This window comes from Streptomyces sp. NPDC102402 (assembly GCF_044765765.1).
In the GTDB taxonomy this organism is placed as follows: domain Bacteria; phylum Actinomycetota; class Actinomycetes; order Streptomycetales; family Streptomycetaceae; genus Streptomyces.
This window is the reverse complement of the sequence record NZ_JBIWKR010000007.1, coordinates 283049-300279: the sequence shown is the minus strand read 5'-3', so window position 1 is coordinate 300279 and position 17231 is coordinate 283049. Positions and strand designations below refer to the sequence as shown.

13 protein-coding genes are annotated in these 17231 nt (G+C 70.1%); 10 read left to right on the top strand and 3 right to left on the bottom strand.

Going from position 1 to position 17231, the window contains the following annotated elements; translation table 11 throughout:
• The first annotated feature begins 206 nt into the window (after positions 1–206).
• The 6 genes from ACIRJR_RS22325 (at position 207) to ACIRJR_RS22300 (ending at position 10804) form a co-directional block, all read left to right on the top strand.
• The gene (locus tag ACIRJR_RS22325; RefSeq protein ID WP_403783477.1) at positions 207–1523 is read left to right on the top strand and encodes an ABC transporter substrate-binding protein; all 1317 of its coding nucleotides are present in this window, start codon (positions 207–209) and stop codon (positions 1521–1523) included.
• A gap of 102 nt (positions 1524–1625) precedes the next feature.
• Positions 1626–2510, top strand: coding sequence for a carbohydrate ABC transporter permease (locus ACIRJR_RS22320; protein ID WP_403783475.1), 885 nt, complete (start codon positions 1626–1628; stop codon positions 2508–2510).
• A 4-nt stretch (positions 2511–2514) separates the two neighbouring features.
• Positions 2515–3423, top strand: a complete 909-nt coding sequence (locus ACIRJR_RS22315) for a carbohydrate ABC transporter permease (protein ID WP_403783473.1) — start codon at positions 2515–2517, stop codon at positions 3421–3423.
• A 117-nt stretch (positions 3424–3540) separates the two neighbouring features.
• Positions 3541–6072 carry a family 78 glycoside hydrolase catalytic domain gene (locus ACIRJR_RS22310; RefSeq protein WP_403783471.1) on the top strand — a complete coding sequence of 844 codons (2532 nt, stop codon included), beginning with the start codon at positions 3541–3543 and terminating at the stop codon, positions 6070–6072.
• An 862-nt stretch (positions 6073–6934) separates the two neighbouring features.
• Complete coding sequence (locus ACIRJR_RS22305; protein ID WP_403783469.1) at positions 6935–8197, top strand: ABC transporter substrate-binding protein; 1263 nt, start codon at positions 6935–6937, stop codon at positions 8195–8197.
• A gap of 132 nt (positions 8198–8329) precedes the next feature.
• Positions 8330–10804 (top strand): beta-glucosidase, encoded by a 2475-nt coding sequence (locus ACIRJR_RS22300; RefSeq protein ID WP_403783467.1) that lies wholly within the window; start codon positions 8330–8332, stop codon positions 10802–10804.
• Between the two features lie 136 nt (positions 10805–10940).
• Here the strand turns inward: ACIRJR_RS22300 and ACIRJR_RS22295 are convergent, their stop codons facing one another.
• On the bottom strand, positions 10941–11801 hold the full coding sequence (locus tag ACIRJR_RS22295; RefSeq protein WP_403783465.1) for a 3-hydroxybutyryl-CoA dehydrogenase: 861 nt from the start codon (positions 11799–11801) through the stop codon (positions 10941–10943).
• 197 nt (positions 11802–11998) lie between these two features.
• Between ACIRJR_RS22295 and ACIRJR_RS22290 the strand changes: the two genes are divergently transcribed.
• A complete protein-coding gene (locus tag ACIRJR_RS22290) occupies positions 11999–13255 on the top strand; it encodes a glycoside hydrolase family 10 protein (protein ID WP_403783463.1) in 1257 nt (418 codons plus the stop codon).
• 81 nt (positions 13256–13336) lie between these two features.
• Here ACIRJR_RS22290 and ACIRJR_RS22285 read toward each other — a convergent pair whose 3' ends face one another.
• Both ACIRJR_RS22285 and ACIRJR_RS22280 read right to left on the bottom strand, forming a co-directional pair.
• Positions 13337–13540 carry a DUF1918 domain-containing protein gene (locus ACIRJR_RS22285; protein WP_403783461.1) on the bottom strand — a complete coding sequence of 68 codons (204 nt, stop codon included), beginning with the start codon at positions 13538–13540 and terminating at the stop codon, positions 13337–13339.
• Between the two features lie 42 nt (positions 13541–13582).
• Positions 13583–14554, bottom strand: coding sequence for a DMT family transporter (locus ACIRJR_RS22280; protein ID WP_403783459.1), 972 nt, complete (start codon positions 14552–14554; stop codon positions 13583–13585).
• Here ACIRJR_RS22280 and ACIRJR_RS22275 point away from each other — a divergent pair.
• From ACIRJR_RS22275 to ACIRJR_RS22265, 3 genes are all read left to right on the top strand, one after another.
• A complete protein-coding gene (locus tag ACIRJR_RS22275; protein ID WP_403783457.1) occupies positions 14553–16013 on the top strand; it encodes a PLP-dependent aminotransferase family protein in 1461 nt (486 codons plus the stop codon). The genes ACIRJR_RS22280 and ACIRJR_RS22275 overlap by 2 nt on opposite strands.
• Complete coding sequence (locus tag ACIRJR_RS22270; protein ID WP_403783455.1) at positions 16010–16447, top strand: GNAT family N-acetyltransferase; 438 nt, start codon at positions 16010–16012, stop codon at positions 16445–16447. Before ACIRJR_RS22275 ends, ACIRJR_RS22270 begins: the two co-directional genes overlap by 4 nt.
• A 182-nt stretch (positions 16448–16629) precedes the next feature.
• On the top strand, positions 16630–17205 hold the full coding sequence (locus tag ACIRJR_RS22265) for a histidine phosphatase family protein (RefSeq protein ID WP_403783453.1): 576 nt from the start codon (positions 16630–16632) through the stop codon (positions 17203–17205).
• The last annotated feature ends 26 nt before the right edge of the window (positions 17206–17231 follow it).

Genomic DNA, 17231 nt, shown 5'->3' with positions numbered 1-17231 from the left:
GGCGCCTGGATGACGACAAGGCTACCTTTCCGCGCCCTGGTGTTACAGCTCCGTGTCTTGACGGATCCACCGGTGCGGTGCAGGGTGTTGCTCACTTCGTGGTGGAGAACGTTACACACAGCCTTCTGCGCGGTCTGACCCGTCTGCCCTCCTCAGCGCCGCCCGTCGTTCCCCGCCCCTCTCTCAAAGACCTCCGGGAGTCCTCCGTGTCCCTTCGCATGCCCCGCGTCCGTCGTGCGCGTCTGAGCCTGTTCACGGCCGGCACCGCTTCACTGGCACTGCTCACCACCGCCTGCGGCGGTGGCGGCGCCGGATCCTCCGCCGCGCCCAAGGAGTTCAGCTACCTGAGCGTCACCGAGAACACCACCGTCAAGACCGCCCTGACCACCATGTCCAAGGGTGCGTGCAAGGCGGCGAACGACGACCTGCCGCTGAAGGTGGAGACCGTCCCGCAGGCGAGCCTGGACCAGAAGCTGCAGCTGCTGGCCGGTCAGGACGCCCTGCCGGTGCAGTTCGCCGCGGGCAACGCCCCCGCGTTGACGCAGCAGTTGGAGAAGTCGGGCAAGGTCGCCGACCTGGAGAAGGAGCTCGAGTCCCTCGGTGTCCTCGACCAGCTGGAGCCTGCCGCCGTCTCCACGATCAAGGCGCTGTACGGCGGCAAGGTCGAGGTGCTGCCGTACGAGTACAACATCGAGGGCATCTTCTACAACAAGAAGCTCTTCCAGGAGAGCGGCATAGCCGTGCCCGGTACCTGGGACGAACTGGTGGCCGGTGCGGCGAAGCTGGCCGCCAAGGACATCCAGCCCTTCTCCGCCTCCGGTCAGCAGGGGTGGCCGATCACCCGCCTGGTGAGCACCTACCTCTACCGCAGCCTGGGCCCCGACGCTCTCCAGAAGGTGGCCGACGGCAAGGCGAAGCTCACCGACCCGGAGTACGTGAAGGCCGCGGAGGAGGTCGCGGCCCTCGGCAAGAAGGGGTACTTCGGAAAGGGGGTCGGTTCGATCGACTACGACACCGCGATGAACCAGTTCCTCAACGGCAAGGCGGCCATGTTCTACATGGGCAGCTGGGCACTGGCCAACGTCTCCGACGCGAAGCAGAACAAGGTCGGCGCGGAGAACGTCGGCTTCATGCCCTTCCCCGCTGTCGCCGGTGGCAAGGGCTCCATCGACCAGTACCCCTCCAACGTCGGCCTCGGCATCACCCTCGGCGCGAAGTCCTTCGACAAGAAGACCGGCGCCTGGGCGTCCTGCATCGCCAAGAACTATGGCAGCACCGCGCTCAAGGACCACGGCTCGATCTCCGGCTTCAAGGTGAACACCGAGGTGAAGGACGCAAACGAGGTCACCACTCAGGTCCGCGACACCATCAGCACGTCCAAGCAGAACGTCCTGTGGTTCGAGGCCCTGTTCAGCACCAAGGCCACCACGGTGAGCCAGACCAACGCCGCCGGCCTGGTGGCCGGGAGCATGCAGCCCGAGCAGTTCATGCAGACCGTCCAGGACGCGCTGGCCGCCCAGTGACCGACCGGGGGCGGCCCATCGGTCTCCTCGCGCCGTACGCGTGCGCCGCCCCCGGTTCCGTTCCGACAGGTCTCTTCAACGGAAACGAAGTGGACACCATCCATGCACCGCGTACTCGGTGACCGCAGGGCCATCGCAATCCTTCTCGGTCCCGCCCTTCTGGTCTATTCGCTGATCATGCTGGTCCCGATCGTGTGGTCGCTCGGCTATTCCTTCACCAAGGGCAACACCATCGACGGCTTCACCGGAAACGGAGTAGCCAACTTCTCCCGCCTGTTCGATGACCCAGCTGTTCGTGAAGCCCTCTGGTTCACTCTCAAATACGCTGCCATCGTCACGGTGGGACAGGTCATCGCCGGCTATCTGCTGGCCCTGCTGTACGTGTTCTTCCTCAAGAAGTCCTCCGCTCTCATCCGTACCCTGGCCTTCTTCCCCGTCGTGCTGCCCACGGTCGCGGTGGGTCTGCTCTTCCAGAAGTTCTTCCAGGTCGCCCCGCAGACAGGGCCGGTCAATTCGCTCCTCAACGCGGTCGGGCTCGATTCCATAGATTTCTTCGGCAGCGCGGGGAGCGCGTTCTGGGTGCTGATCGTCATGGACATCTGGCGTTCCATGGGCTTCTACGCCGTGCTGCTCTTCGCCGGCCTGGTGGACATCCCCGACGAGGTCCTCGAATCGGCCCGCCTGGACGGGGCCTCGGGGCTGCGGCTGATCCGGCACATCGTGCTCCCGCTGTCCCTGCCGGTGCTGATGTCGTCGCTCATCTTCAGCATCAACGGCACCCTGAAGGTCTTCGACTCCGTCGTCGCCCTCACCAACGGCGGCCCCGGCAACGGCACCACCCCGTTGACCCTGTACATGTTCCAGACGTCGTTCACCTACAGCGACTACGGCTACGGCAGCACCGTCGCACTGCTGCTGACGGTCGTGTGCCTGCTGGTGAGCCTGGTCGTCTACCGCGTCTCGCAGCGCGACCTCACGGAGGGCTGAACACATGGCCATCGACACACCTGTGAAGACCTCCGCAGGCCGCTGGAGCCGAGGGCCGTCCGGAAACGCCGGACCGGACCGCAGGCCCAGGGCACCGCGCCGGCTGTGGGTGAAGGCCGTCGTCACGCTGCTGCTGGTCGTCGAGATCTACCCGCTGATCTGGATGTTCCTGACGTCCCTGAAGTCCAACGACGACTACCTGAACAACTCCACCTGGAGCCTGCCGACGACCTGGGAGTGGGGCAACTACTCCGAGGCCTGGACCACCGGCAACCTGGGGCTCTACGTCCAGAACAGCCTGCTCGCCGTCCTGCCCGCGCTGGCGCTCATGCTGCTCCTGGGCACGGCCGCGGGATTCGCCCTGCAGGTCATGGTGTGGAAGGGCCGCAGTCTCACCCTGCTGGTCTTCCTGGCGGGCATGATGGTGCCCCCGCAGATGATCCTCCTGCCGCTGTTCACGGTGTACTTCCAGGCCGGTCTGTCCGGGACCCTGTGGCCGCTGATCCTCACCTACACCGGCACCGGCCTGCCGCTGACCGTCTTCATGATGGCCACGTACTACCGCACCGTCCCCCGCGAACTCTTCGAGGCCGCCACCATCGACGGTGCCGGCATCCTGCGCGCCTTCTGGACCATCAGCGTGCCCCTGGTCCGCAACGCCCTGCTCACGGTCGGCCTGGTGCAGTTCTTCTTCATCTGGAACGACCTGCTCATCGCGCTGACCTTCACCAACAACCAGGACCTGCGCACCATCCAGGTCGGCCTGCTCAACTTCACCGGTGACTTCGGCGCCACCCGGTACGGGCCGCTGTTCGCCGCCATCTGCATCAACGTCTTCGGCACCCTCCTGATCTACCTCTTCCTCAACCAGAAGGTCATGAAGGGCCTGACCTCGGGAGCGGTCAAGGGCTGAGCCACGCCCTGAACCCCGTCGGCCCGCTCCCGTGCACGTGACGAAAGGCTTTCCTTGCTCCCCCCTCAGCCCTCCCCGGTCTCCTTCGAACATCTCCCGGATGGTCTCGGCATCGGCGTGCCCTCCCCCCGACTGACGTGGACGCTGCCGAAGGGCGGAGGTTCCCAGGAGGCGTACGAAGTCGAACTCACCCGCGCCGGACGGGCCGACCGCACCGGCCGTGTCGCCGGCCGGGACCAGGTGCTCGTCGCCTGGCCCGGCGCACCACTGGCCTCCCGCGAACGCGTGACCGCCCGTGTCCGCGTCTGGACGGCGGACTCCGACGCCCCCTCGGACTGGAGTGGGCCGAGTGTGGTCGAGGCGGGCCTGCTCGACGCGTCCGACTGGCACGCGGTCCCGGTCGGTGCGGCCTGGGACGAGGACCCGGAAGCCGGCCGTCGTCCGGCGCGCGTCCGCAAGGACTTCCGTCTCGACGGGCCCGTCACGCGCGCCCGCCTCTACATCACGGCGCACGGCCTGTACGAGGCGGAGATCAACGGGCGCCGGGTCGGCGACGAGACCCTCGCTCCTGGCTGGACGGTCTACCCGCACCGTCTGCGCTACCGCACCCACGACGTCACCGGCCATCTCGCCGAAGGCGCCAACACCATCGGCGCCTGGCTCGGTGACGGCTGGTACCGCGGCAAGTACGGCTTCGACGGCGGCACCCGCAACATCTACGGCACCGACCAGTCCCTCATCGCCCAGCTCGAGGTGACGTACGAGGACGGCACCACCGTCTCGGTCGCCACGGACGGCACCTGGAGCGCCGCACCCGGACCGATCCTGACCAGCGGCCTGTACGAGGGCGAGACGTTCGACGCCCGGCTGCACGACCCCGGCTGGGCCACCCCCGCCGGCCAGGGCGCGGGGGATTGGACACCGGTACGCGTCAACAGCCGTGACCTCGGCACCCTCGTCGCCCCGACGGGTCCACCGGTGCGCTGCACCGAGGAGATCGCACCGGTCGCGGTGACCCGTACCGGCGACGACCGCCACCTGATCGACTTCGGCCAGAACCTCGTCGGCCGCCTCCGTGTCACGCTCGACGGCCCGGCCGGCACCGCCGTCACCCTCCGGCACGCCGAGGTCCTGGAGGACGGTGAACTCGCCACGCGGCCACTGCGCGAGGCGTACGCCACCGACACCCTGACCCTCTCCGGCCGGGGCCCGCTCACCTGGGAACCCCGCTTCACCCTCCACGGCTTCCGCTACGCCGAGGTCAGCGGCTGGGCGCCGGACCTGACCGCCGACATGGCGACTGCCCGGGTGTACCACACGGACATGCGTCGAACCGGCTGGTTCGAGTGCAGCGACCCGCTGGTCAACCGCCTGCACGAGAACGTCGTATGGAGCATGCGCGGCAACTTCGTCGACATTCCCACCGACTGCCCCCAGCGCGACGAACGCCTCGGCTGGACCGGCGACATACAGGTCTTCGCACCCACCGCCGGCTTCCTCTACGACTGTGTGGGCATGCTCGACTCCTGGCTCACCGACGTCGGTCTCGAGCAGCTGCCCGACGGCACCATCCCCTGGTACGTGCCCGTCATCCCGGGCGAGCCCATGTGGACGCCGATCCACCCGGGGGCCGCCTGGGGGGACGTCGCCACGCTCACCCCGTGGGCTCTCCACCAGCGCTTCGGAGACCTCGACCTCCTCCGCCGCCACTACCCGATGGCCAAGAAGTGGGTCGACCTCGTCGAGGGCCTCGCCGGCCCGACCCGGCTGTGGGACACCGGCTTCCAGCTGGGGGACTGGCTCGACCCCGCCGCACCGCCCGACGACCCGGCCGCGGGCAGCACCGACCGCTACCTCGTCGCCACGGCCTACTTCGCCCACTCCGCCCGCCACCTCGCGCTGGCGGCCGCCGCACTGGGAATCGACGCGGACGCCGAGCGATACAGGGCACTCGCCGACGAGGTGGCTGAAGCCTTCCGCCGCCGGTACGTCCTTCCTTCGGGCCGCATCACGAGCGACAGCCCCACCGCCTACGCCCTCGCACTCGCCTTCGGCCTGCTCGCCACGCGGCAGAGGCAGCGGGCCGGAGACCGCCTGGCCGAGCTGGTCGTCGAGGACGACGCCCGCATCGCCACCGGCTTCGTGGGCACCCCGCTGATCTGTGACGCGCTCACCGACACCGGGCACCTCGACGTCGCCTACCGTCTGCTCCTGCAGACCGAATGCCCATCCTGGCTGTACACCGTGACCATGGGCGCCACGACGATCTGGGAACGCTGGGACAGTCTCCGGCCCGACGGCTCCCTCAACCCCGGGGGCATGACGTCGTTCAACCACTACGCTCTCGGAGCCGTCGCCGACTGGCTCCACCGAGTGGTCGGCGGCATCACCGCCACAGCCCCCGGATACCGGAAGATCACCTTCCGACCGCGTCCCGGCGGCGGCATCACATCGGCCCGCACCCGGCACGAGAGCCCCTACGGAACGGTGTCGATCTCCTGGGAGCAGACCGCCACGGGGCTGACCGCCGACATCGTCGTACCGGAGGGCTGTGAGGCAACCGCGGAACTGCCCGGCTGCACGCCGGTCGCCCTGGGGCCGGGCGAACATGTCCTCGACACGGCGGAACTCGCCGCACAGGTTGCCTGACACAGCCCTTCACACATCAGCTGCAGCAAGCCCGGCGCGTGCCCGCACGCGCCGGGCTCTGCTGTTCCAGGACTCTTCGAGCCATCCGGCATTCGTCCTGTGGATGGCCTCCATCCATTGCGCTGATAAAGAGGTGGTCTCGTAAAAGCGTTTCAATTGAAATTTCAGATCGCTTTTGTTCGGAGAAAGGGGCCGCGTCGATGGCTGTGAGATTTCCTTTAGGTATGTGCTGCCTGAGGGTTGACCGGAAGCCGTGGGAGGCAATAGTTTCCCCTTTGTTGGCTGAAACGCTTCACGAGCGCTCGTCGCCGGACACCGAAATTACTCGCCGTGGGACGCGGCGGCGGTTGTCCCGAAAGAGCTGGAATAGACATTTCGCCGGCAAGAGACGTTCGTACGAGATCCCCTGAAACCGGGGCCGGCCGTGCACCTGACGGCTCGGTCGGCCCCCCACGGTGGCCCGCCGAGCGGCTGCCGATTCGACCGGGAGAGCCGCTGTGAACAGAATGTTCCTACCGTCACCTTTCCAGTGCTCATCACGACCACGACTCCGGTCGTGAGCGCTCCGGCAGTCGTCGGGCTCGGACAGGCCCGCGGGACCGGGGCGACGGTCTTCCGCCCGGCCTGACCTGGCTGCCCGAGAGCTGGGCCTCCCCCGTTGCGGCTTCGCCCCGCGTCTCCTGACGCCCGAGCTCCGGCCACAGCGGGCGCCACGGCGCCTCCCCTGTGCGCCGTGCACTGATCGCGCGGCTCCGCCGGGACATCGTCAGCCCTCCGCGGACGGCTTCATCCGGAGTCCCCGACTCGCGGCCGCACTTCGGCACCACACAACCTCCTCCCCTCCTCCTGCACGGAGCCTGTCATGAGAACCTCCCGCCGCCTCCGTGTCACCGTCATGGTCACCGGCCTCGCCATGAGCCTGAGCGCTTGTGGTGGGTCCGGCTCGGCAGCCACCGACGACGGCACTCTGAAGATCACCGCCAATATCACCGACCGCTCAGCCATGAAGACTGTCGTGGCGGCCTTCGAGCGGGAGAACCCGCAGGTGGAGATCGTGGTGACCTACGCCGACACCGACCAGCTCCAGAGCACCCTCCCCGCCCAACTGTCCGCAGGCGAGGCGCCTGACGTCTTCACCGTCTGGCCCGGCTACGGCAATCCTGCCGCTTTGCGGACGCTGGAGTCCGCAGGCCGGCTTGCCGATCTGTCCGGTCTGGAATTCGCGCGCCGTGTCCCGGAGGACACCAAGTGGGTGACCCGGGTCGGCGACGCGACCTATGCCGTGCCGGCCAACTACAGCGGTATCGGCGCGGTCTACAGCAAGCAGGCCATGCGTGACATCGGCGGCACCACCCCGGAGACGTGGGACGAGTTGCTGCGGCTGTGCGACAAGGCGAAGGCCGGCGGCAAGGTGCTGTTCGCGCTCGGCATCGAGACACCGTGGGTGACCCAGCTCGCCGACTACGCGTTGGCCGCCACCACTGTCTACGCCGACCGTCCCGGGTTCGCGACGGAGATGAGCAAAGGCCGGGCCACCTTCGCCGGCTCCGGCTGGAGAGAGGCGTTGGAGAAGTACGTCGAGCTCGACAAGCGGGGCTGCTTCAGCAGCGACCCTTCGAGGACGAGCTACGAGACGTCCATCCAGGACGTCGCGGAGGGCAGGGCGGTGGGCGTCATACAAGTCGCCGGCACTACCACCGCCATCACCGCGACAGCTCCGGAAACGCAACTGGCCATGTTCGCCCTGCCCGCGGGCGACGACGCCGCGCAGACCCGCATGCCCGGCGCCGTGTCAGCCGCTTACGGAGTCAACTCCGCCAGTGACAACAAGGAGCTGGCCATGGAGTTCGCCGAATTCCTCGGGTCCGACACCGGCCAGAACCTCTACAACCAGGACAGCGGCACCCTGCCTGCCATCCCCAACGACCGCTTCACGGCCGACCCCGTTCTGAAGGACCTGGTCGCACACCAGAAGGCCGGCACCACCGTGCCCTTCATGGATCAGCTGTGGCCCAACCCCCAGGTCCAGCAGGAGCACTTCATCCAGATCCAGAAGCTGTTCTCCGGACGCACCGACGTCGACGGCGTCCTTGCCGCCCTCGATGAGGCCTACCAGGAGGGATAGGCCGCAGGTGCCCGTGCCCACGCGGCGCGCGCCGGTGAGCGATCCCCCATCCCCGCAAGGTGCGGCGTCACGCCGCTCGCGCCGACCAAGGCGCTGTTCCGTCCTGCCCCGATTCCTCATGGAAGAGCCGCCATGAACCGTCGTACATTTCTCTCAGCCGCCGTCCTCACCGCTCTGGCCTCCGGCATCGCACCGGCCGCCGCAGCGCCCCGCCGTACCGCGGGTGCCGCCCCCGACAGCAGGGCCGTCGCCCTCCTGGCCAGGATGACCGCCGCGCAGAAGGAGGCCCTCGTCCGCTGCGACTTCGCAGCCCTGAGCTCCCTCGGCATCCCTGCCCTGACCATGGTGGACGCCTCAGCCGGCCTGCGCGGGGAAACCGGCGTCACGGCCTTCCCCGTCCCCCTCGCGCAGGCCGCGACATTCGACGCCGGCCTCGCCGGCCGGCTCGGTCAGGCGCTGGGCGCCGAAGGGCGCGCCAAGGGGTACAACAACCTTCTGGGCCCCACCGTCGACACCGCCCGCACGTGGCACTTCGGCCGGCAGGCCGAGAGCATGGGGGAGGACCCGCTCCTCTCCGGCACCCTTGGCGCGGCGCTCACCCGGCGCATCCAGGAACAGCACGTCGTCGCCACCCTCAAGCACTTCAGCGCCTACACCCAGGAAGTCAACCGCTTCTTCGTCGACGCGCGGATCTCCGACCGGGCGCTGCACGAGATCTACCACGCCGCCTTCGAACGCGTCGTCGACGCCGTACCCGTCACCTCGGTGATGATGGCCTACCCCAAGATCAACGGGACGTTCGCCACCCAGAGTCCGGCGCTGTTCGACGACCTCAAGAAGACCATCGGTCTGGAGGGCTACACCGTCCCCGACTTCTGGGCCGGCGACGACCCCGTGGGAGCCGTCAAGGCAGGCATGGACCTCGGCGGACTCGGCCCCGGGGGCGTGAAGATACCGGTCGGCGGCCTCACCGACGGCGTCGTCCCCGCGGCCCGCCTGGACGACGCCGCCCTGCGCGTACTCAACACCATGTACGTCAACGGCCTGTTCGACCACCCCGTACCGGCGCCTGCCGCGAACGTCAGCACACAGGCACACAAGGACCTCGCCCACGAACTCGCCGTCAACTCCACGGTCCTGCTCACCAACCGCAACCGAGCCCTCCCTCTGACCTCCACCGTCAAGTCGCTCGCCGTGATCGGCCCGGCCGAGAACACCGCCCTGACAGGAGTCTCCGGCTCCACCTACGTCGACCCCGGCACCTGGACCACCCCGCTGGCGGCCATCAAGGACCGGGCCGGTACCGGGGTCACCGTCACCTACCGCCAGGGAACCGCCGGAGACGTCCCGCTCACCGCCGTCCCGGCGACGGTGCTGCGCACAGCCTCCGGCGCGGCGGGGCTGACGGGCAGCTTCTACGCCGCGGCCGAACCGTCCGGCACTCCCGTCGCCACACAGGTCAGCGCCGGGATCGACTTCACCAGCGCGCCCGTGGCCGGTCTGCCCGCCGTGTGGTCGGCCCGCTGGAGCGGCACCCTCACGCCGACCACCACCGGCACGCACCGCTTCTCGCTGCTGCCCTCAGGCACCACCAAGCTCGTCATCGACGGCAGGACGGTCATCTCAGGCACCCGGCACAGCCGCCGGTTCTTCCTCGGGCCGTACGACTACCCGCTCCAGGGCACCATCGACCTCACGGCAGGGAAGGCGGTGAGCATCAGAGTCGAGTACGGCAACAGCACCGCCGACACCGGTACCTGCGGCCTCACCCTCGGCTGGCAGCCGAAGTCCCTCGTACCCGACGCGGTCGCCGCGGCACGGACCAGCGACGCCGCCGTCGTCATCGTCAACCGGGTCGCGGGCGAGGACATGGACCACGGCTCCCTGGACCTGCCGGGGGACCAGGACAGACTCATCGCCGACGTGGCGGCAGCCAACTCCCGCACCATCGTCGTCCTCAACACCGACGGCCCCGTCGCCATGCCGTGGATCAACGACGTCGAAGCGGTCGTCCAGCTCTGGTACGCCGGACGCGCCACGGGCACCGCACTGGCAGCCGTCCTCTTCGGCGACGCAGACCCTTCAGGCCGTCTGCCGGTCACCTTCCCCGTCACGGCGTCCCAGGGACCCGGAGCCACCCAGGCGACCTACCCGGGCAACGGCCCCACGGTCTCCCACAGCGAGGGGCACCTGGTCGGCTACCGCTACTACGACGCGAAGAACCAGAGCCCGCTGTTCCCCTTCGGGCACGGCCTGTCCTACACCACCTTCAACCTCGGCTCCCTGGAAACGTCCTACGACACAGCGACCAGGACGCTTACCGCCGCCGTCACCCTCACCAACTCCGGCTCCCGCGAAGGCACCGAAGTCGTGCAGCTCTACGCGGGGCTGCCTGCCGCCGCGCAGGCCGAGCCTCGGCGGTTGATCGGCTTCCGCAAGGTCACGCTTCGTCCCGGTGCGAGCACCCGGATCACCTTCAGCGTCTCCGCCCGCGACCTGTCGGTGTGGTCCGCCGGCACCTGGAAACTCACCCCCGGCTCCTACACCGTCCACGCCGGCCGCTCCTCACGCAGCCTGCCTGTACAGCGCCTCGTCACCGTGAGTTGAGCCGAATGACCCCTGCCGGGAGCGGCGGACTCCGCAGAGACGGAAACCCGTCTGGATCCTGATGGCGGTACCTGCGGGCGAGTGTCAGGTACCGGCGGGCCCGGCGGCATCAGCGCCGGGCCCGCCGGCAGGACGGTCAGTCGTACGGGTAGAAGCCCGCGCCCGACTTCCGGCCGAGCCGGCCCGCGTCGACCATGCGCTGGAGCAGCGGGGGAGCGGCGTACAGGGGCTCCTTGTACTCCGCGTACATCGAGTCGGCGACCGAGGCCACGGTGTCCAGGCCGATCAGGTCGGCCAGCTTGAGCGGGCCCATGGGGTGGGCGCAGCCCATCTCCATGCCGTTGTCGATGTCCTCGCGGCTGGCGATGCCCGACTCGAACATCCGGATCGCCGACAGCAGGTAAGGGATCAGCAGGGCGTTGACGACGAAGCCCGACCGGTCCTGGGCGCGGATGGGGTGCTTGTCGAGCACGTCCTGCACGACGGCCTCGGCGCGCTTTATCGTCTCGTCGGACGTCGTCAGGGCCGGGATCAGCTCGACGAGCCGCTGCACCGGGGCCGGGTTGAAGAAGTGGATGCCGATGACCTGGTCCGGCCGGGACGTCGCCACCGCCAGCTTCACCAGCGGGATGGAGGAGGTGTTCGAGGCGAGGATGGCGTCCGGGCGGGTCACCACCTGGTCGAGCACCTGGAAGATCTCCGTCTTGACCTGCTCGTTCTCCACCACGGCCTCGATCACGAGATCGCGGTCGGCGAACTCGCCGAGGTCGGTGGTGAAGCTGAGGCGGGCGAGGGTCTCGTCGCGCTCCTCCACGGTGATCTTGCCGCGTTCGGCGGCCTTGGAGAGGGAGTTGTGGAGCCGGGTACGCCCTATCTCCAGCGCCTCGCCGGTGGTCTCGGCCACCTTGACCTCGAGGCCGCTGCGGGCGCACACCTCCGCGATACCTGCGCCCATCTGGCCACAGCCGACCACTCCGACGCGTGCAATGTCGGCCATAGAGTCCGTCACCTCGTGCCTTTCGCTGATCTTCGTGCGGCAGTTCCCGTTCGGTTCCGGTGCCCGCCTCGACCCCAAGACGTTAACCCGCGTTCAGGCTCCGGTGAGCCGCGGGTCGAACGGTCCGGCGACGGGCATGATCTGCGTCACGCACTGCTGGATGACATGCGGGAATGAACGGTAAGAAAGGTATACGTATGAGTCGTATGGGTCGGAGGTCCTTGGTTCTGGGCGCGGCGAGCACGGTGACCGCGCTGATGACGGCGGGTGATGCCGTCGCGGCGCGCAGGCCGGGTTCCCCGGGGCGCCGGCACCGCAGGGCGGAGCCGGGCGAGCTGCGCGGTGTGTGGATCGCCACGGTCGCCAACCTGGACTGGCCCTCGGCTCCCGGGCTGAGCGCCGCGGCCCAGGAGGCGGAGCTGATCGCCCATCTGGACCGCGCGGTCGAACTCCGGCTGAACACCGTCGTCCTCCAGGTCCGGCCGAGCGCCGACGCCCTGTGGCCCTCGTCGTACGAGCCGTGGGCCCAGTGCCTCACCGGTGTCCAGGGCAAGGACCCCGGCTGGGACCCGCTGGGCACGGCGGTCCGCGAGGCGCACGCCCGCGGCCTGGAGCTGCACGCGTGGTTCAACCCCTACCGGGTCGCGAACCACACCGATCCCTCACGTCTCGTCGCCTCCCACCCCGCCAGGCTGCATCCGGAATGGGTACTGCCGTACGGCGGGAAGCTCTACTACAACCCGGGGCTCCCCGAGGTCAGGGAGTTCGTCCAGGACGCGATGCTCGACGCGGTGAGCCGCTACGCAGTCGACGCGGTGCACTGGGACGACTACTTCTACCCGTACCCGGTCGCGGGCCAGGTCTTCGACGACGACGCCGCCTACGAGACGTACGGCGGGGACTTCGCGAGCAAGGCGGCCTGGCGCCGTGACAACACCGACCGGCTGGTGCGCGAGACGGCCGCACGGATCAAGGAGGTCAGGGCCGGCGTCCGGTTCGGGATCAGCCCCTTCGCGGTGTGGCGCAACGCTTCGACCGACCCGCTGGGCTCCGACACCGCGGCAGGCGTGCAGACCTACGACGACCTGCACGCCGACACCCGGAAGTGGGTGAAGGAGGGGTGGATCGACTACATCTGCCCGCAGATCTACTGGAACATCGGCTTCCCGGCCGCCGACTACGCGAAGCTGCTGCCGTGGTGGGCCGAGACGGTCCGGGGTACGGGCGTCGGCCTGTACGTCGGAGAAGCGCTGTACAAGGCCGGTGACCCGGCCCAGCCCGCCGCCTGGCAGGACCCGGCCGAACTCTCCCGGCACCTCGACCTCGCGGCCGGTCATCCCGAGGTGGGCGGCCACGTCTTCTTCTCCGGGAAGCAGGTGAAGGCCGACCCCGTCGGAGCGATGGCCCGGGTGGTGGCCGACCACTACCAGGTCCGGGCGCGCACTCCGCGCTGAACCGGCGTCCGGCGGGCTCCTGTCCCGTCCACCCGGACGCGTGCGCCGGGGACCGCTCGTGCCCCCCGGCGCACGCGCGCTCTACCGGTTCCGGTCCTCGGGGGCGGTGTGCTGCACGACGCTGTCCGGGCCCGGTGACCTGATCGATTCGTGCCCGTCCTCGAAGCGCAGGCGGTACGGCGGGCTGCCCCCGTCGCCCAGCACCTCGATGATCTCTGCGACCCGGTCGTGCTGCCCCACGGTCCTGCCGTGCGTCAGCAGCCGGTCGCCCGTGTGTGCCTCCATCGGGAGTGACCTCCTCACGGGTGGCGGTCCATGCCGCCAAGTCTATGACCGGACCGGCTCCCCGGCTCGCGACGGGCGCGGGCCACGGCGCCCCGCGCGCTGGGTGACGGCGATGCACACCAGGACGGCCACGGCCGCCACCGGGGCGGCGGTGGACACGTCCTCGCCGAGCAGGAGGAACGACCAGACCAGGGTGAGCAGCGGCTGTGCGAGCTGGAGCTGGCTGGCCCGGGGCACCCCGATCTCCGCCATGCCCCGGTACCAGACGTACAGCCCGAGGAAGGTCGACCCGGCGGCCACCCAGACGAGCCCGACGACTCCGTGGGCCGTGAGGTGTACCGGTTCGAACGGCAGCGCCACGGCCGCGCCGGCCACGGCCAGTGGCAGACAGAGGACGAGGGCCCAGCCGATCACCTGCCAGCCCGGCATCACCCCGGCCAGCCTGCCGCCCTCGGTGTAGCCCGCCGCGCAGACCAGCAGTGCCCCGAAGAGATACAGGTCGCTGCCGGAGAGGGCCCCGCCGCTCTGCTGGACCGTGAAGACGATCACCACCGCCGCCCCGGCCAGAGCCGCGGCCCAGAAGGCCCGCGGGGGGCGGGACCCGGTGCGCAGGGCCGAGAGGAGCGCGGTCGTCAGGGGCAGGAGCCCCACCACCACGGCCGCGTGCGAACTGGTGGAGCTCTGCAGCGCCAGTGAGGTCAGGAGGGGGAAGCCCACCACCACGCCACCCGCGACGACCGCGAGGCCGGCCCAGTGGCGGCGCGCCGGCAGCGGGACGCGGCCCGCGAGCAGGGCGCATCCGGCGATCAGTGCGGCGAGCACGCTGCGCAGTGCGACCAGGGACCAGGGGCCGAAGCTCTCCAGCCCCCACACCGTCGAGGGGAAGGTCAGCGAGAAGGCCAGGACGCCGAGGCCGGCGAGGAGGACACCGCTTCCCGGGGCGCGGCGCACCGTGGTGCGGCTGGCTCCGGCCGCTATCGCGAATGATGCAGTAGCGCTATTCTGTGCTGTCATGCATGAGCGTAGCAGTGTGGCAGAGCTGGTGACTTCACTAAAAAGCGAACTCGACCGCTACTCGCCAGGTGGAAAGCTGCCGTCGAGTCGCGCACTCGTCGAGCGCTTCAAGGTCAGTCCGGTGACCGTCTCCCGGGCCGTCGCGCAGCTCACCGCCGAAGGGCTGGTCGTCACCCGCCCGGGCTCCGGGGCCTTCCGGGCCGAGACCCGCGCCGCCGCGTCCGCCCCGGGCGACACCTCCTGGCAGGAGGTGTCGCTCAGCGGGGACGGTGGACCTGAGGTCGTGCCGCGCACCGTCGACGCCTCGGGCGTCCTCGTCACCCTCGCGGCACCGCCGCCCGGGGTGATCGAGTTCAACGGCGGCTACCTCCACCCCGGCCTCCAGCCCGAGCGCGCCCTGTCCGCCGCCCTGGCCCGGGCCGGGCGCCGTCCGGGGGCGTGGGGCAGACCGCCCACCGACGGGCTCGCCGAGCTGCGCGCCTGGTTCGCCCGGGAGATCGGCTCCGCCCTCACCGAGGCCGACGTCCTGATCACCGCGGGAGGGCAGAGCGCCCTGGCCACGGCGCTGCGGGCGCTCGCCCCGCCCGGAGCCCCGGTGCTCGTCGAGTCACCCACCTACCCGGGCATGCTGGCCGCCGCCCGTGCCACCGGTCTGCGGCCGGTTCCCGTGCCCGTGGACGCCGACGGGGTGCGGCCCGACCTGCTGGAAGCGGCCTTCCGTGCCACCGGGGCCAGGGTCTTCGTCTGTCAGCCGCTCTTCCAGAACCCGACGGGCGTGATCCTCGCCCCGGAGCGGCGCGAACGCGTCGTGCGGGCCGCCCGCGAGGCGGGCGCCTTCGTCGTCGAGGACGACTTCGCCCGCCGTCTCGTCCACGCGGACGCGGGTCCCCTGCCCGAGCCGCTGGCAGCCCACGACCCGGACGGTGTCGTCGTCCACGTGCGCTCCCTCACCAAGATCGCGTCGCCGAGTCTCCGGGTCGGCGCACTGGCCGCGCGCGGCCCGGTCCTGGAGCGGCTGCGCGCCATCCAGGTCGTGGACAGCTTCTTCGTGCCGCGCCCGATCCAGGAGGCGGCGCTCGAACTCGTCGGCTCCCCGGCGTGGGTGCGTCATCTCCGTACGGTGGCGGCCGAGCTCGGCAGCCGGCGCACCGCGATGACGGCGGCGATCCGCAGCAGGCTGCCCGAACTCGCCCTGTCGCACGTGCCGTCGGGCGGCGGCAGCATCTGGCTGCGGCTCCCCGGCCCGGCGGCCGGCGAGTCCGCCCTGGTCTCCGCCGCCCTGAGGGCGGGCGTCGCCGTGGCGCCCGGCCGCCCGTACCACTGCGCCGAACCCCCCGCCGGACACGTCAGGCTGAGCTTCGCGGCCGTGTCGGGTCCCGCCGAGATCGCCGAGGGGGTGCGCAGGCTGCGAAAATCCCTCGACGAGCTGCGGGCACCGGGCGATAGCCTCCCCCGATGAACGACGAAGACCCCGCCGAGCGGGCCTACGAGATATCCGACGACCCCGCACGGCTGGACGCGGCCCGTGTCCATCACTGGCTCTCCACCGATGCCTACTGGGCCCTCGGGCGCACCAGGGAGCGGCAGGACCGCGCCGTGGCCGGATCGCTCAACTTCGGTGCGTACGACCTCGCTTCCGGTGAGCAGGCCGCGTACGCCCGTGTGGTGACCGACCGCGTCTCCTTCGCCTGGCTCTGCGACGTGTACGTCGACCGTGCGGCCCGCGGAGGTGGCCTCGGCACCCGGCTCGTCACCACCGTCCGCGACGAGCTGTCCCTGATGGGCGTGACCCGCTTCCTGCTCGCCACCAAGGACGCCCACGGTGTCTATGCGCGGCTCGGCTTCACGCCGCTCCCCGAACCGGACATGTGGATGATCCACCAGAAGGGCTGACCCCGGAGGGGCTGAAGCGGAGGGGCTGAAGCGGAGGGACTGGCGCGGAGGGCCTGACGCGGAGGGCCTGGCGCGGAGGGCCTGACGCGGAAGGGGCGCCGCGCAGGGCCGGCGCACAGCACCGGCGCACATGCCGGGGCGCCCCCTTGACCGGCGGGGCGCCGGGCCCCACGATCGCGCCCATGAGTGTTCGGGTGTCTCTCGTCGCCGCAGCACGCAGCTCCGCCCTTCTCGCCGAGCGTTTCGACGACGACCGGCCGCTCGACCACGCCGGCTGGCGTGAGGTCCAGCTCGCCGCGCACACCCTGGTCCGGCTCGGTGCCGCGGAGATGCGCTACTGCTCACCGACACCGCGCAGCCGCGCCACGGGCGACGCCCTGGGGTTCGCCCCGCTCGTCCAGCTCGCGCTGCGCGACTGCGACATGGGCCGCTGGCGGGGACTGACCCTGTCCGAGGTCGCCGCCCGCGAGCCGGCGGCCGTGGACGCCTGGCTCGCCGATCCGCGCTCCGCCCCGCACGGCGGGGAGTCCCTGCTCGCCTTCATATCGCGGGTGGGGAACTGGCTCGACACCCGCCCGGTCCAGGAGGGCGCCCTCGTCGCCGTCGCCGAACCCTCCGTCGTCCGCGCGGCCCTCGTGTACGCCCTGAAGGCCCCGCCGTCGGCGTACTGGAACGTCGACGTACGGCCGCTCTCCACCGTGACGATCACCGGACTTCCCGGCCGCTGGAGCCTCACGTTCGAAGCGCTCCCGCGCTGACCGGATCACCCGGTCGAAGGAACGGG

Excerpts from the sequence above, each read along its gene's own strand:
- ACIRJR_RS22270 (WP_403783455.1), top strand. The coding sequence starts at position 16,010 with ATGAACGACGAAGACCCCGCCGAGCGGGCCTACGAGATATCCGACGAC.
- ACIRJR_RS22280 (WP_403783459.1), bottom strand. The coding sequence starts at position 14,554 with ATGACAGCACAGAATAGCGCTACTGCATCATTCGCGATAGCGGCCGGA.
- ACIRJR_RS22285 (WP_403783461.1), bottom strand. The coding sequence starts at position 13,540 with ATGGAGGCACACACGGGCGACCGGCTGCTGACGCACGGCAGGACCGTG.
- ACIRJR_RS22315 (WP_403783473.1), top strand. The coding sequence starts at position 2,515 with ATGGCCATCGACACACCTGTGAAGACCTCCGCAGGCCGCTGGAGCCGA.
- ACIRJR_RS22320 (WP_403783475.1), top strand. The coding sequence starts at position 1,626 with ATGCACCGCGTACTCGGTGACCGCAGGGCCATCGCAATCCTTCTCGGT.
- ACIRJR_RS22295 (WP_403783465.1), bottom strand. The coding sequence starts at position 11,801 with ATGGCCGACATTGCACGCGTCGGAGTGGTCGGCTGTGGCCAGATGGGC.
- ACIRJR_RS22275 (WP_403783457.1), top strand. The coding sequence starts at position 14,553 with ATGCATGAGCGTAGCAGTGTGGCAGAGCTGGTGACTTCACTAAAAAGC.
- ACIRJR_RS22300 (WP_403783467.1), top strand. The coding sequence starts at position 8,330 with ATGAACCGTCGTACATTTCTCTCAGCCGCCGTCCTCACCGCTCTGGCC.
- ACIRJR_RS22265 (WP_403783453.1), top strand. The coding sequence starts at position 16,630 with ATGAGTGTTCGGGTGTCTCTCGTCGCCGCAGCACGCAGCTCCGCCCTT.
- ACIRJR_RS22305 (WP_403783469.1), top strand. The coding sequence starts at position 6,935 with ATGAGAACCTCCCGCCGCCTCCGTGTCACCGTCATGGTCACCGGCCTC.
- ACIRJR_RS22290 (WP_403783463.1), top strand. The coding sequence starts at position 11,999 with ATGAGTCGTATGGGTCGGAGGTCCTTGGTTCTGGGCGCGGCGAGCACG.